Origin of the sequence: Pleomorphomonas sp. PLEO (assembly GCF_041320595.1) — a bacterium.
Classification (GTDB): domain Bacteria; phylum Pseudomonadota; class Alphaproteobacteria; order Rhizobiales; family Pleomorphomonadaceae; genus Pleomorphomonas.
In genome coordinates this window covers 352180-365956 of record NZ_CP166625.1, presented here as the reverse complement: position 1 = coordinate 365956, position 13777 = coordinate 352180, and the positions used below count along the sequence as shown (strand labels likewise).

General features: G+C 63.6%; 11 protein-coding genes. 2 read left to right on the top strand and 9 right to left on the bottom strand.

What is annotated here, in order from left to right; all coding sequences use genetic code 11:
- Positions 1-19: 19 nt before the first annotated feature.
- Complete coding sequence (locus tag AB6N07_RS01510) at positions 20-1240, top strand: ROK family protein (RefSeq protein WP_370676066.1); 1221 nt, start codon at positions 20-22, stop codon at positions 1238-1240.
- Here the strand turns inward: AB6N07_RS01510 and AB6N07_RS01505 are convergent.
- The 9 genes from AB6N07_RS01505 to katG form a co-directional block, all read right to left on the bottom strand.
- A complete protein-coding gene (locus tag AB6N07_RS01505) occupies positions 1210-2328 on the bottom strand; it encodes a MarR family transcriptional regulator (protein WP_370676065.1) in 1119 nt (372 codons plus the stop codon). The two genes, AB6N07_RS01510 and AB6N07_RS01505, sit on opposite strands and share 31 nt — an antisense overlap.
- A 299-nt stretch (positions 2329-2627) precedes the next feature.
- Positions 2628-3092: a ribose 5-phosphate isomerase B gene (gene rpiB / locus AB6N07_RS01500; RefSeq protein ID WP_370676064.1), complete on the bottom strand. Its 465-nt coding sequence runs from the start codon at positions 3090-3092 to the stop codon at positions 2628-2630.
- Positions 3089-3982, bottom strand: coding sequence for an allose kinase (gene alsK / locus AB6N07_RS01495; protein WP_370676063.1), 894 nt, complete (start codon positions 3980-3982; stop codon positions 3089-3091). Before alsK ends, rpiB begins: the two co-directional genes overlap by 4 nt.
- Entirely contained in the window at positions 3979-4662 is a 684-nt protein-coding gene (alsE, locus tag AB6N07_RS01490; protein WP_370676062.1) for a D-allulose 6-phosphate 3-epimerase, read from the bottom strand. The genes alsK and alsE overlap by 4 nt, the downstream gene beginning before the upstream one ends.
- Positions 4663-4792: 130 nt before the next feature.
- The gene (gene alsC / locus AB6N07_RS01485; protein WP_370676061.1) at positions 4793-5743 is read right to left on the bottom strand and encodes a D-allose ABC transporter permease; all 951 of its coding nucleotides are present in this window, start codon (positions 5741-5743) and stop codon (positions 4793-4795) included.
- A complete protein-coding gene (locus AB6N07_RS01480) occupies positions 5740-7314 on the bottom strand; it encodes a sugar ABC transporter ATP-binding protein (protein ID WP_370676060.1) in 1575 nt (524 codons plus the stop codon). The genes alsC and AB6N07_RS01480 overlap by 4 nt, the downstream gene beginning before the upstream one ends.
- Before the next feature lie 234 nt (positions 7315-7548).
- Positions 7549-8487, bottom strand: coding sequence for a D-allose transporter substrate-binding protein (gene alsB, locus AB6N07_RS01475; protein WP_370676059.1), 939 nt, complete (start codon positions 8485-8487; stop codon positions 7549-7551).
- On the bottom strand, positions 8484-9809 hold the full coding sequence (locus AB6N07_RS01470; protein ID WP_370676058.1) for an SIS domain-containing protein: 1326 nt from the start codon (positions 9807-9809) through the stop codon (positions 8484-8486). Before AB6N07_RS01470 ends, alsB begins: the two co-directional genes overlap by 4 nt.
- Positions 9810-9882: 73 nt before the next feature.
- The gene (gene katG / locus AB6N07_RS01465) at positions 9883-12090 is read right to left on the bottom strand and encodes a catalase/peroxidase HPI (RefSeq protein WP_370676057.1); all 2208 of its coding nucleotides are present in this window, start codon (positions 12088-12090) and stop codon (positions 9883-9885) included.
- Between the two features lie 177 nt (positions 12091-12267).
- On the opposite strand from katG, the gene AB6N07_RS01460 reads away from it, so the two are divergent.
- Positions 12268-13734: a phospholipase D-like domain-containing protein gene (locus AB6N07_RS01460; protein WP_370676056.1), complete on the top strand. Its 1467-nt coding sequence runs from the start codon at positions 12268-12270 to the stop codon at positions 13732-13734.
- Positions 13735-13777 lie beyond the last annotated feature (43 nt).

The window sequence follows — 13777 nt, the reverse complement described above, 5'->3', positions numbered from 1 at the left end:
GGATGGGGAGGGAGCGCCCGTGAGTTTTCTCGGATCGAACGCCGAACAGGCTGCCGCGAAGAATCGCCAGCTGGTATTGGCGACCATTCATCGCGGTGCGCCGATCTCGCGCACCGAGCTTGCCGAGCGCTGCGGCCTGACCAAGCAGGCCATCGCCCGGATCGTCGATCGTCTGGTCGATGAAGGCTTGGTGATGGAAGCGCGCCGCCGGCATGGTCTCCGGGGGCAGCCGGCCATCGAGCTGGAGATTGACCCAGAAGGCATGTTCTCGGTCGGTGCCAATATCGACCGCGACCATCTCACGGTGGTGGTGGTCGATGCCACCGGCACGGTGCGCGGCCGCGTCCATCACGAGAAGAGCTTTTTCCTGCCCGATGAATTCATCGCGTTGTTTTCCGACGCACTGTCGACGTTCCGTCGCCGCAAGCTGGTGGACGAGGGGCGCCTTGCCGGCGTCGGCCTCGCCGTTCCCGATTGGCTCGGCGAGATTGATGTCATTGGCCGACCGGACGCCTATGCCGCTTGGACCGACTTCGATCTGCGTGGTGCCGTCGAGGCGATAACCCCGCATCCCGTCTTTATCGACAACGACGCCAACGCCGCCGCGCTCGGCGAGATCGACTACGGCCTCGGCACGGAAATCGGCAGCTTCTTTTATATCCTCGCCAACGCTTGTGTCGGCGGCGCCCTCGTCATCGACGGCGTCCGCCACAAGGGGGCGGGCGGTATCAATGGCGAGATCGGCTGCCTGCCGGTGCGGGAATTCGATACGAACGGCGCCGGGCGCATTCGGCAACTCGGCGAGCTTTTCTCTATGTTCCTGCTCTACGACCATCTGCGCGCCCACGGCATCGTCGTTCGTACGCCGGCCGAACTCGCCGCTCTGGATGGACGTGGCCGGGCGCTGGTGTCTGATTGGGTTGCCCGAGCCGCCGGCTGGCTGGCCGAGGCAGTGTCGCATATTGCCTTGATCGCTGATCCAGAGGCGGTGCTGGTTGGTGGCCGTATGCCGGTGCGCCTTATCGACGAATTGATTGCTCAGGCGCAGAAGGAATTTTTGCGCGCGGGCCTGCCATCAGTGACGTTGCACCGCGCCGTCTGTTCTGAGGACGCGGCCGCTCTCGGCGCGGCGGCCATGCCGCTAGCTCACCGACTGGGCCTTCCATCGGCCGATGCGGGGCAGTTGAAGCGCGTACCTCTTCGAAGCGATCACACCCGCGCCGCCGCTCCCTCGGTTTGAACCGGCGTTTCCCGCAGTGGTCTGGGATCCGGCAGCAGGAATTCGACGATCGGCAGGAGCGCTGCGCCGAGGGCGACACCGCCAGCCGGCAATTGTGAGCGGCAGAGCGGCGGCATCCACGAGGTAGTTGTCGGCCGACCGCCGATCGCTACCGGCGCCGCCAGAATCTCGGCAACCACTGCGTCGATGGCTACATCCGGCAGGTCACCGCCGATGACGATGAGACCAGGCACCACCACGCCGGAAATTGCCACCACGGCGTCGAGCAAGTGATCGGCTGCCTCGCGCGCCCATTCGACGATGGCCGCCTCGTGGTTGGCGCTGGCAGCAATTGCCGCGTCGAGCCGGTCAGGCGACAGGCCTTCGGCCAGCGGTGCGCGATCCTGTCCGGTGCGCATGGCCCCAATGCCACCGGCAAATCCATGCATGCCGTGAAAAGGCCGGCCGCCAATCGATAGCCCCGCCCGCACGCCCGAGCGCGTAACCAGGATGCTGACGAAGCCGCCATCCCGGTCTCCGGCCCCAATCAGCCGCTCGGCTGTGGCCGCGGTGGCATTATCGGCGTTGGCCAGCACGGTGAGCGGCGCGAAAGCCTCTCGCACCGCCTCGACGCTGACCCCGTCATCGGGTGACAGGGCGACGCCGACGCCCAAAACTTCCGCTTCGGTAGGCTTCAGGTCGAGCAGTGCCTTGCCGACAGCGATCAATTCATCCGGAAGCACGTCCCGCCGCTCGGCAATCACATTTCCGGCCACATCGATCAGCACGGCCGCCGCCGCCCGACGCGCTAGCCTCAGGCCGAGCGCCATGCCCCCCTGTGGCCTGATCATGAACTCGGTAACCGGATAGCGGCTTGCACCGGCTTGCCTCCGCGAGGTGACGAGGCCACGTCCCTCAAGGCGCCTGAGGATGCCGGTGATCGCCGGCTCGGTGAGTCCGAGCCGTTGCGACAAGTCGCGCCGCGTGAGAGCTCCGAACACACGCAGAAGCTCCAGCACAATGCGGGAGTTGTGATCTGCAATGTCGCCGTGGTTGATGCCCGGACCGTCCTTGGGGGACGACGGTGTTCTCCGAAGGCGCGTCGTCATCGGCCTGGGATTTCCCACCATCGCCTTGTCCTCGGTCCTCGCTTTCCACCGGTTCGAAACACCGCTTTCCGGATGGAACCCTAGCGATACAACGATGCCGGCCGAAAGCTCAAGAAGTCAGACGCTTTTCCAGAGCGTTTCGATGGCAGCACCTTCATGGCAATCGATCCAGTTCCTTGCCGAGACACAGTTACGAGCGCAAACCGCAATTCACTATTGCTGGATTTGCCATAGAAAAAGCCGTGCGTCCTGATGGGCGCACGGCTTGGCTTGCTGCGGACAATCAAATGGGATTGCTATCAGTCGGCGCCTTCGCGCGTTTCGATTTCGCCGATCATCTCGACACGACGCGCATGACGGCCGCCCTCGAATTCGGCGGTGAAAAACTCATCGACGATCATCAGCGCCAGATCCTGTCCAACCACCCGGGCGCCGAAGGCCAGCATGTTGGCATTGTTGTGCTGGCGTGACAGGCGGGCCGTGTAGGGCTCCGAGCAGACGACGCAGCGGATGCCCTTGAGCTTATTGGCGGCGAGCGAGATACCAAAGCCGGTACCGCAGATGACGACGCCGAAATCGGCATCGCCGGCTTGAACGATGCGGGCAGCCTTCTCGCCCCACTTGGGGTAGTCGGTCCGCTCGGCCGTAACAGGACCAACGTCTTCCACGCTGTGGCCTTGCGCCGCGAGATGGGCGGCCACGGTTTTGCGCAGATCGATGCCGACATGGTCGGACGAGATGACGATCTTGAGTTTACCGGTCATTGGACGGTTCCGAATTTGCCGGCGACATAAAGGCAGGCGCCGCGCGCGCCGCTATCGCCAAGATTGGAGGCAAGCCGCACCTCGAGCACATCGCGCGGGAAGGGCGCGCGGGTATGGGCGAGAAGCCGCGTTTTCAGGGTATCGAAGGGAAAACCGGGCATTTCCAGCACGCCGCCGCCCAGGAAGACCAGCTCGGGATCGATGATGTTGACGGCGGTGGCGACGCTCATCGCCGCCGTCTCGACAAAGCTGCGGATATCCGGATGATCGCCATGGCAGGCGAAGATCTGGGCAATTGGCGTATCCGGCGCGTTCCGCTCCTGCCAGCCCTTCAGCCAGCGGCCGCAGCACACCGTTTCAAGGCAACCGACCTTGCCACAGCCACAAATGCCGGTCGCACCGGGCACCGGGATATGGCCGAGTTCAGCCGCCGAGCCGTGGGCGCCGGTATAGAAGCCGTTGATCCACACCGCATTGCCGACGCCGGTGCCGATGTAGACGCCGAGGGCGACTTTGGGTGTCCGCCCGCTGGCCTTCATGTCGTGGAAAAACTGGAAATTGACGTCCCGCTCGGCCGTCACCGGCACCCCAAAGGCACCTTCCAGAAGCGACACCACGTCGAGGCCGTCGAGACCATCGACGTTGGGGGCCGACAGGACGACACGGCGGTCGGCGTCCAGCGTTGCCGGCAAACCGATACCCAACGCCTGCGGCTTGAGGCCGGCACGACTGACGACCTCTTGATAGCGCGGAATGACACCGGCAAGCTTTGGCCCGGCTGCCATCAGGTCGGCGGTCACATATTTCTCCGACAGCACGAACGCACCGTCCGCCATCACGGCGAAACGGGTATGCGTGCCGCCGAGGTCAATGCCGGCAAACACGCTCATGCCGCCGCTCCGAGTGCCGCCTCGATATCGGCTGTCATGATCTTCCAGGCCTCGGCGATGTCTTCGTGGTTATGGAAGAGGCCCGAGGTGCCGACGATGAACACGTCGGCGCCGGCGGCGGCAAGGCGTGCATAGGTGCGCTTGTTGCACGAGCCATCGATCTCGATCAGGAAGTTGAGGCCGCGCTCGTCGCGCAGACGCTTGGCTTCGGCGATCTTGTCCAACATTTCCTCGATGAACGGCTGGCCGGCATAGCCGGGATCGACCGTCATGATGGTGATCTTGTCGATCAGGTGAATGTAGTGGCGCAGGGTATCGAGCGGGGTCGACGGGTTGAGCACGATGCCGGGCTTGCAGCCGAGTTCACGAATCTTGGCGATGATGCGGAAAGCGATGGCATTGATGGTCTCGGCCTGTGGCGAGATGTAGCCGGCGCCCGCCTTGGCCATGATCGGCACCCACATCCACGGATCCGTGGTCATCAGGTGGCAATCCATCGGCAGCTTGGAGACCTTGGCGACGTTCTCCATGAAGAAGGGTGACAGCGTGAGGTTCGGCACGTAGTGGCCGTCCATGATGTCGATGTGCAGGAAGTCGGCATGGCTGTCGAGGAAGGTGAGCTGCTCCTTGAAGCGCAGGAGGTCCATGCACATCAGGGAGGGGGAGATCTTGATCTTCATCGGGTCGTCCTGGTCTGGGCCGGTGCGGTCCGGCAAGCCCCCCACCGTGGGAGGAGCGGCGGGGGTGGGCCGCCCCGCCGGGGAGGGCGGCGGGACGGGGCTCTTCATATGTTATCCATCAAGCGCTGCGTCAGCGCATGCGGCCGATCAGGCGATCGAGCGCCACGGCCGAGATGATCAGTCCGCCCATTACCACGAGCTGGTAGAAGGTGGGAACGCGCAGGATGTTGAGGCCGTTGTTGATGGTGCCGATGATCAGCCCGCCGATCACCACCGAGGGGATGCGTCCCTTGCCGCCGAAGAAGCTGGTGCCGCCGATGATCACCGCCGCGATGGCATAGGTCTCGAAGCCGGTACCGGCCGCCGGCTCGGCGGCGCCGAGACGGGCGATGGAGAGCACGCCGGCAAGGCCCGCGCAGAGGCCGGAGATCATGAAGACGATCAGCGTGTGCAGCTTGACGTCGATGCCCGAATAGAAGGCCGACTCCTTGTTGCCGCCGACGGCATAGATGTTGCGGCCGAGGCGCGTCTTGGCGGTGAAGAACCAGAGCACGACGGCGAACGACAGCGCGAAGATCACCGGCACCGGCACGAAGCCGACAAAACCGGTCACCGTGTTGACGAAGTCGTAGGAGAAGCCGAACACCGGGCTCGCCCCCGATATGATCATCGTGACGCCGCGGAAGATGGCATTGGTGCCGAGCGTGATGATGAAGGGGTGCAGGCCAGTAAAGTTGACCAGCAGACCGTTGATCGCGCCGAGCACCAGGCCGCCGCCCACGCCACCGAGCAGCACGGCGAGCGTCGGATCGAAGCCGGCCACCATCAACTGGGCGGTGATCATGCCGGTGAGCGCCAGCACGGCGCCGACCGACAGGTCGATGCCGGCAATCAAAATCGGGAAGAACTCGCCGAGCGCGATCAGGATGGTGATCGAACTCTGCAGGAAGATCTGCACGATGTTCTCGGGACGGGTGAAATAGGTAGGCGACAGGGCGCTGAACAGCACCACGATCACGAGCAGGATGCAGAGCGTCCCGTAGATGTCCCAGAGTTTGCCAAGTTTCACGCGCTGGCTCATTTGCCGTCCCTCATTGCGACGCTCAGAATGGACTCCTCGGTTGCCGTGGCACCGTCGAGGACGTCCATGATGCGGCCGTTGCGGAACACGGCGACGCGGTCGCAGACGGCCAGGATTTCGGGGAGTTCGGACGACACCATGATCACAGCCTTGCCGGCGTTGGCGAGCGTCCGGATGATTTCGTGGATCTGCGACTTGGCGCCGACATCGATGCCACGCGTCGGTTCGTCGAAGATGATGACCGAGGGAGTGATCGACATCCACTTGCCGACCAGCACCTTCTGCTGATTGCCCCCAGAGAGTTCGAGAATGCTCTGGTCGATGCCGGCGCAGCGGATGGAAAGCTGGCGTCGCTGCTCTTCGGCGACGGTGCGCTCGGCCTTACGGTCGACGAGCCCCCAGATGCCACGCAGCGGTGCGTCCTTCACCGACTTGGTGACGGCGATGTTGCCTTCGATGGTGAAATTGGGTGTGAAACCGGTCTGGCGGCGGTTCTCGGTGAGATAGGCCATGCCAGACTTCACCGCCTCGACGGGGCTTTTCGGCGTGATGTCGGCACCGTTGAGGATGATCTTGCCGGCAGCGCGCGGTTCGGCGCCGAACAGGCAGTTCATCAGGTCGGTCCGGCCGGAGCCGACGAGGCCAGCAAAGCCCAACACTTCGCCATGGTGCACTTCAAAGCTGACGTCGCGAACGCGCTTGCGGTCGGCACTGGTCACGTTCTCGACCTTCAGCACCGGCATCGACGTGCGGTCGATCGTCCCCTCCGCCAGGAAACGCTGCTTGACCACGCGCCCGACCATCATCCTCACGAGGTCATCGTTGGTGAAGTCGGCGATGCGGCCGTGGCCGGTGGAGACACCGTCCTTCAGCACCGAGAAGGTGTCGCCGATTTCACGCACTTCATCGAGCTTGTGGGAAATGAACAGGATGGCCGTGCCCTCGGCCTTGAGCTGGCGGACGAGGGCGAACAGCCGCTCGGTTTCCACCGAAGTCAGCGAAGACGTCGGCTCGTCCATGACGAGCACACGGACGTTCTTCATCAGCGACTTGGCGATCTCGATGATCTGACGGTGGGCGATCGGCATTTCGCCGACCGGCTTGTGAAGATCCAAGCCGCCAAGGCCGAGCCGTCCGATGATCGACCTTGCTTCCGCTTCCATCAGCTTCCAGTCGACGATCGGCACGCCGAGGCGACGCTTCACCGGCAGGCGGCCGACGAACAGATTCTCGAGCGCCGACAGCTCGTTGATGACGGAGAGTTCCTGATAGATGATCGAAATGCCGGCATCGCTCGCTTGGCGCGGCGTCACCAGCGAATGCGACACGCCGTCAATCGCGATCTCTCCGCCGGTCGGTTCGTGGATGCCGGTCAGGATTTTCATCAGCGTCGATTTGCCGGCGCCATTCTCGCCAAGCAGGACATGGACTTCGCCGGCGTGGATGTCGAGGTTGACGCCCTTGAGGACAGCGACGTTGTTGAAGTGCTTTTCGATGCCGACCATGCGGACGATCGGGGCGGCCGCTTCGGTGCCGGCTGAACCGGCGGTGTTCGGAGCCAGGTTTGACATGTCGATCTCGCTTAGGTCGTCCGATCGGTTGGCTGTCCAGAGCATCCGCCCGAACGCTTGCAAGCTTTTCGGAATCAGACGGGTGCGTGAAAGCAGGGGATGAAGCAAAAGCCCGTTTCAGATTGATCGGCTCTTGCTCAAGAAATCGTCCGGCGCGCCGGGGGAGTGACACGCCGGACGGAGGAGAAGGGAGGCGGCCGCATGCGCAACGGCTGCCTCACCTCAGCTAAGCCATCACTTGGTGACGAGGACCGAATCCACCGCGATCTGCTTGGGCTCGGCGCCGACAGCGGTCAGCTTGCCGGCCTTGACGGCTTCAACCAGCAGCTCGAGGCTGGTGGCGCCGATCTTGGCCGGGTCCTGGGCGACGGTGGCGGTCAGGCGGCCGGCGGCCACCATCTCGCGGGCTTCCGGAGCGCCGTCGGTGCCGACCACCAGCACCTTGCCGGCCTTGCCGGCATTCTGCACCGCCTGCATGACGCCGAGCGCCATGGTGTCGTTGGCGCAGTAGAAGGCCTTGAGGTCGGGCGACGACTGCAGGATATTCGTGGCGACGTCGAGCGCCTTCAGGCGATCCCAGTCAGCCGGCTGGCTGGCGACGAGCTTGACGTTCGAGGTCGCGTCGAAGGCGGCCTTGGCGCCATCATGACGGGCGAGACCCGAAGCGTTACCTGCTTTGCCCTCGACGATGGCGACTTCACCGCCCTCGGCGCCGAGCTTCTCGATGATGAACTTGGCACCCTTTTCGCCGACCTTGACGTTGTCGGTGGTGACGAAGGCTTCGACGTTGGCGCCGGCGGCCTCAAGGGCCTTCATGTCGACCTTCTCGTCGATGTTGATGATCGGCTTACCCTTCTTGTAGGCGGCGGCGGCCGGGTTGACGAGGTTGACCGGCGACAGCGGCGCGAACGCAAAGCCCTTGTAGTCGCGGTTCAGCATGTCTTCGAACAGCTGCAACTGGGCCTGGAAGTCCTCCTCCGACGGCGAGGCGACGATGTCGACTTCGACGCCCAGTTCCTTGGCCTTGGCCTCAATGCCATCCTTCATCTGCACCCAGAATGGGTTGGACAGCGTCTTGAGGACGACGGCGTAGTCGGCGGCCATGGCGCTGGCGGAAAAGCCCAGCATGCCGGCGGCGGCGACGGTAGCGATGAGCAAGCCTCTGATTTTCATAACTCCACCCTTTTCCTTGCGGTTTCCTTCGCCGGCTGGACGCCGTCCGGCGAGTTTTTGTCTGCGCGGGGCGTGCCGCGTCTTTCGGTCCGGCCGCGGTCGTTCGTCGAATAGACGGCGACCGAGGTCAGCACCTTGTTCAGGTTCCGCTCGGCGGTTTCATAGTCCTCGCGCGCCAGGCAGATGAACATCGTGTCGAGGATGGCGAGCTGGGCGATACGGGCGGCGGCATTCTGCCCCATCAAGGGAGATTCCTTGGCCGGTGCGCACAGCACGACGTCCGAGTTGCGGGCCAGCGTCGAAGCGATCGAGTTGGTGATGGTGATCACCTTGGCGCCGGCGGCGCGGGCAACCTCCGCGCCGAGAATCACATCCTTGGATTCGCCCGAATGCGACACCACCAGCGCCGCGTCGCCTTCTTCCAGAAGGCTCGCCGACATAGCGATCAGATGGGCGTCGGAAAAGACGCTTGAACGTATGCCAATCCTCAGGAACTTGTGGGAGGCATCGGCGCAAACGGTAGCCGAGCCACCTACGCCGTAGAGATCGCGATGACGCGCCTTGATGAAGACGCGCGCTGCCTCCGCAATGGCGTCGATATCGAGGATACTCTCAACCTCTTCCAGCGCCGAGCGCTCGGCGGCGAAAACCTTGCGAACGATCTGAGAGACCGAATCCTCGCGTGACAGCTCTTCGTCGATCTCCACGCGAAGGTTGGCGTAATAGGCCATGAGGTCGGCGCGCAGCTCCTTGAAGCCGCCGTATCCCAGCCGGCGCGACACCTTGACAACCATGGCTTCCGAAATGCCCAGCGCGGCGGAAACTTCACCGATCTTTGGGTTATTCGTCAAATTTCCGCGTTCCAACAACCAGAGGGCAACATTCTGCTCCCCTTGGGATAGCGCAGGTAGCAACATACGAATATGTGCCGCAGCTGCCGTATGGTCACGAGTTCCAGCATCTTTGTGGTGGCCAGGGCGCTCTCTGCTAGTCATACTGTCGCAACCTCGCCCGCTCGCCGTCACCGTGCGTGATGGCGAAACTTTACGAAAGTGATGTTGAGATGTAAAGTGTAAACCAGCAGCTCCCTTTTGATTAAGTATTTTTACCAAGGGTGATTGATGCGCGGCAAAGCTTCGGTGCTGGCCAGTTTTTGGCCGCATCCGCGGAGGATCGGTTCCTCGATCGTTGGTGAGTGATCGTCCCGCCAGATGATGTCTGGCCTGCCTTCTGGCGATGGCTCGGGCCTGTTCAGGCGTGCGCACTGCCTCTTGCCGTTCGCCTGCGCCCAGTTGCCAGGTAACGGCTCCTGCACGCGTCATCGCAGTCGGGCCGCTGAAGGCAAATCATGGCAGCCGACCCCGGGGCGTTTCACCTCGGGGCCGGCTTTCGTCCTTAACGGAGATCGAAGCGATCGGCGTTCATCACCTTGGTCCAGGCCTTGGCGAAATCGCGCGCGAACTTCTCCCCGGCGTCGTCCTGGGCGTAAGTCTCGGCCAGCGCCCTGAGCTGGGAATTGGCACCGAATACGAGATCGACGCGGGTCGCGGTCCACTTTGTTGCGCCGGTCGCCCGATCACGCCCTTCGAACAGCGTCTCCTCTCCCTCGGAGACCGGCCGCCATTCGGTGCCCATGTCCACGAGATGGATGAAGAAGTCGTTGCTGAGTACGCCAGGCCGCTCGGTGAATACGCCGTGCTGCGTCCCGCCCCAGTTGGTACCGAGCATGCGCAAGCCGCCGACCAGGACGGTCATCTCCGGCGCCGTCAAGGTCAGGAGCTGCGCTCGATCGACCATCAGTTCTTCGATGGCTACCGGACGTCCGGCCTTGGCATAATTGCGGAAAGCATCGGCGCTCGGTTCCATCACGACGAAGGAGGGAACGTCCGTCTGTTCCTGGGTCGCGTCGGTACGGCCAGGCGAGAAGGGTACGTCGACAGTGTAGCCGCCTTTCTTCGCCGCTTCCTCCACGGCCGCGGTGCCGGCGAGAACGATCAGGTCGGCCAGCGATATCGGCCGAGGTGCCGAAGCGTTGAAGGCCAGCCGAATGCCTTCCAGCACCGACAACGCGCGGGCGAGCCGTGCCGGCTCGTTCACTTCCCAGTCCTTCTGTGGCGCGAGACGAATGCGGGCGCCATTGGCGCCACCGCGCTTGTCGGACCCCCGGAATGTGGAAGCGGACGCCCAAGCGGTCGAGACAAGTTCGGAGATGGTGAGGCCCGAGGCGAGTACTTTCGTCTTCAGCGCGGCAACATCGCCGGCGTCGACCAGCTCATGATCGACAGGTGGTACCGGATCCTGCCAGACAAGGTTCTCGGCCGGCACTTCCTGTCCGAGATAACGCACCTTCGGCCCCATGTCGCGATGGGTCAGCTTGAACCAGGCACGCGCGAAGGCGTCGGCGAAGGCGGCCGGATCGTCGCGGAACCGTTGGGCGATCGGCCCATAGATCGGATCGAAGCGCAGCGACAGGTCGGCGGTGGTCATCATCGGCCGATGCTTGAGGGAGGGGTCATGGGCGTCGGGGATCAAGTCCTCCTCGGCGACGTCCCTAGCCAGCCACTGGTGGGCACCGGCCGGGCTTTTCACGAGTTCCCATTCGTAGCCGAACAACGTGTTCAGATAGCCCATGTCCCACTTCGTGGGGTTCTTCTTCCAGGCGCCCTCGATCCCGCTGCCGGTGGTGTGCACGCCCTTGCCGGAGCCGAACGTGTTCTTCCAGCCAAGTCCCATCGCCTCGAGCGGCGCCGCCTCTGGCTCCGGGCCGACCAGCGTCGGATCGCCGGCGCCATGGCACTTGCCGAAAGTATGGCCGCCCGCGACGAGCGCCACCGTCTCCTCGTCGTTCATGGCCATGCGGGCAAAGGTCTCGCGCACGTCGCGGCCTGAGGCGACAGGATCGGGATTGCCGTTTGGCCCCTCGGGATTGACGTAGATGAGACCCATCTGCACGGCCGCCAAAGGGTTCTCGAGGTCGCGGTCGCCACTGTAGCGCTTGTCGCCCAGCCACTCGGTTTCGGCGCCCCAGTAGACGTCCTCCTCAGGCTCCCAGATGTCGGCACGGCCGCCACCAAAGCCGAAGGTCTTGAAGCCCATCGATTCGAGAGCGCAGTTGCCGGTTAGAATGATCAGGTCGGCCCAGGACAGGCTGTTGCCGTACTTGCGTTTGATCGGCCACAGCAGCCGGCGCGCCTTGTCGAGGTTGACATTGTCCGGCCAGCTGTTGAGCGGAGCAAACCGCTGGTTGCCGGAGCCGCCGCCGCCTCGGCCGTCCATGAGCCGATAGGTGCCGGCGCTATGCCAAGCCATGCGGATGAACAGCGGCCCGTAATGGCCCCAGTCAGCCGGCCACCAATCCTGGCTGTCGGTCATCAGCGCATAAAGGTCGGCTTTGACCGCCTTGAGATCCAACTTTTTGAATGCATTCGCGTAATCGAAGTCCGGCCCCATTGGGTCCGAAAGGCTTGAATGCTGATGGAGAATGCGAAGATTGAGCTGATTCGGCCACCAGTCCCGATTGGACCGACCAGCGGAAATCGCGTTAGGACTGACCCCATGCATGACCGGGCATTTGCCGGTGCCGTTTTGATCAACCTTGTCCATGCCGTCCTCCGTCTTTGTGAGCCGCTTCGGCGCCCCCGTGGATCGCTCGTCGTTGGGGGCCTTCGCAACCGGTCCGATCATAGGCGGCCCGTCTCCATTCACCAATCCGCTTTGAGGCGCAACGGACAGCGGAATTCCGCCTTTTATGGCTGCCACTTGTTCGGTTGCGACGACGACATGCCGGCACTGGATAAGCGCCGCCATTTCGGCCATAGAGAGAGGATCGGACCGGCGGAGGGCGTGTGGTTGGTTTGGACCGAACATCTGGCGCTCATCTACCTGCTTGTCGAATGGTCGATCAGGCTCGTCATGCTGGTGGTCGTCCCTCTGCGACGCCCGCCGGAGGCGGCCCGCAGTTGGCTGCTTCTGGTGTTTTTTCTGCCGGTACCGGCACTCGTGCTCTATCGGCTGATTGGCCGATCGCGCTTTCCCGCCTGGCGGCAACAGCGGTTCGCAGAGGCGGCCACTCTTCGCCGCGGCGTGGCAACGTCCCTGCCGCGGCCCGAGCGGCAGGCGCCAGGCATTGCCGAGCTTGCCGAACGGTTGGGTGAGTTTCCTGTGACCGGCGCCTCCGGCCTCTCTCTGATGTCGGATTACGAGGTGTCGATCGACAGTCTCGCGTCGGACATCGACGAGGCTGAGACCAGCGTCTACCTCCTGACCTATATCTTCGCAGACGATACCACCGGCCAGAAGGTGGCGGCCGCGCTGGGTCGAGCCGCTCGTCGCGGCGTTGATGTCCGCGTGCTGATCGACGCCGTCGGTTCGCGCCCATGGGTGCGAGGAACGCTTGCCCTGCTCGCTGCTGAAAGCGTGCCGTGCAAATTGGCCCTGCCTGTGCGCTGGTGGACGACGGTGCGACGAGCCCGTGCCGATCTGCGCAATCATCGCAAGATCGCCGTCATTGACGGCCGCCTCGCCTACGTCGGCTCGCAGAACATCGTCGACCGAAATTTTCGTCGCCGTGTCGTCAATGATGAGTTGGTCGCCCGTGTCGAGGGGCCGGTCGCGGCCGCGGTGGCTGCCGTCTTCGCCAGCGACTGGTATCTTGAGACACGCGAAGCGCTTTCCCTGGCGCCGATGCCCGCGGCCGCCGTTGCCCCGGTCCAGGTGATGCCTAGCGGCCCGGACTACGGCGTACCGGGCTTCGAGCGTCTTCTCGTTGCCCTTATCCACGCCGCCAAGACGCAGGTGACTCTGGTCAGCCCCTATCTCATTCCCGACGAGGCACTGCTTGCCGCCCTTCAGACGGCGGCCTATCGGGGCGTCACCATCGACCTCATCGTTTCCCGGGTGGTTGATCAGAGATTGGTACGCCTCGCCCAGCGCTCCTTCTACGATGAGTTGATGTCGATGGGCGTGCGTATCCACCGCTATCGCAGCCATCTCCTGCATGCCAAGCATGTGTCCGTCGATGGCAGGGTGGGCGTCATCGGCTCGGGCAATGCCGACCTCAGATCCTTCATGCTCAATGCCGAGATCAGCTTGCTGCTTTATGAGCCGGCGCAAGTCGCGGAATTGGTCGCCCAGCAGGCCAAGTGCATGGCCTTGAGCGACCGTCTCGATCTCCAGCATTGGCGGCGCCGGCCCATGGCGATGAGGCTTGCCGAAAATCTCGCGCGGCTGGTGGGGCCGCTACTCTAACCGTTCGACGGATCTCGAACCCCACCGCTTTCGCAATCTCACC

What these genes read in the sequence shown, in the direction of transcription:
- alsC (WP_370676061.1), bottom strand. Translation starts at nt 5,743, where the DNA reads ATGAGCCAGCGCGTGAAACTTGGCAAACTCTGGGACATCTACGGGACG.
- alsB (WP_370676059.1), bottom strand. Translation starts at nt 8,487, where the DNA reads ATGAAAATCAGAGGCTTGCTCATCGCTACCGTCGCCGCCGCCGGCATG.
- AB6N07_RS01505 (WP_370676065.1), bottom strand. Translation starts at nt 2,328, where the DNA reads ATGACGACGCGCCTTCGGAGAACACCGTCGTCCCCCAAGGACGGTCCG.
- alsE (WP_370676062.1), bottom strand. Translation starts at nt 4,662, where the DNA reads ATGAAGATCAAGATCTCCCCCTCCCTGATGTGCATGGACCTCCTGCGC.
- AB6N07_RS01470 (WP_370676058.1), bottom strand. Translation starts at nt 9,809, where the DNA reads ATGACGCGTGCAGGAGCCGTTACCTGGCAACTGGGCGCAGGCGAACGG.
- alsK (WP_370676063.1), bottom strand. Translation starts at nt 3,982, where the DNA reads ATGAGCGTGTTTGCCGGCATTGACCTCGGCGGCACGCATACCCGTTTC.
- AB6N07_RS01460 (WP_370676056.1), top strand. Translation starts at nt 12,268, where the DNA reads ATGCCGGCACTGGATAAGCGCCGCCATTTCGGCCATAGAGAGAGGATC.
- katG (WP_370676057.1), bottom strand. Translation starts at nt 12,090, where the DNA reads ATGGACAAGGTTGATCAAAACGGCACCGGCAAATGCCCGGTCATGCAT.
- AB6N07_RS01480 (WP_370676060.1), bottom strand. Translation starts at nt 7,314, where the DNA reads ATGTCAAACCTGGCTCCGAACACCGCCGGTTCAGCCGGCACCGAAGCG.
- rpiB (WP_370676064.1), bottom strand. Translation starts at nt 3,092, where the DNA reads ATGACCGGTAAACTCAAGATCGTCATCTCGTCCGACCATGTCGGCATC.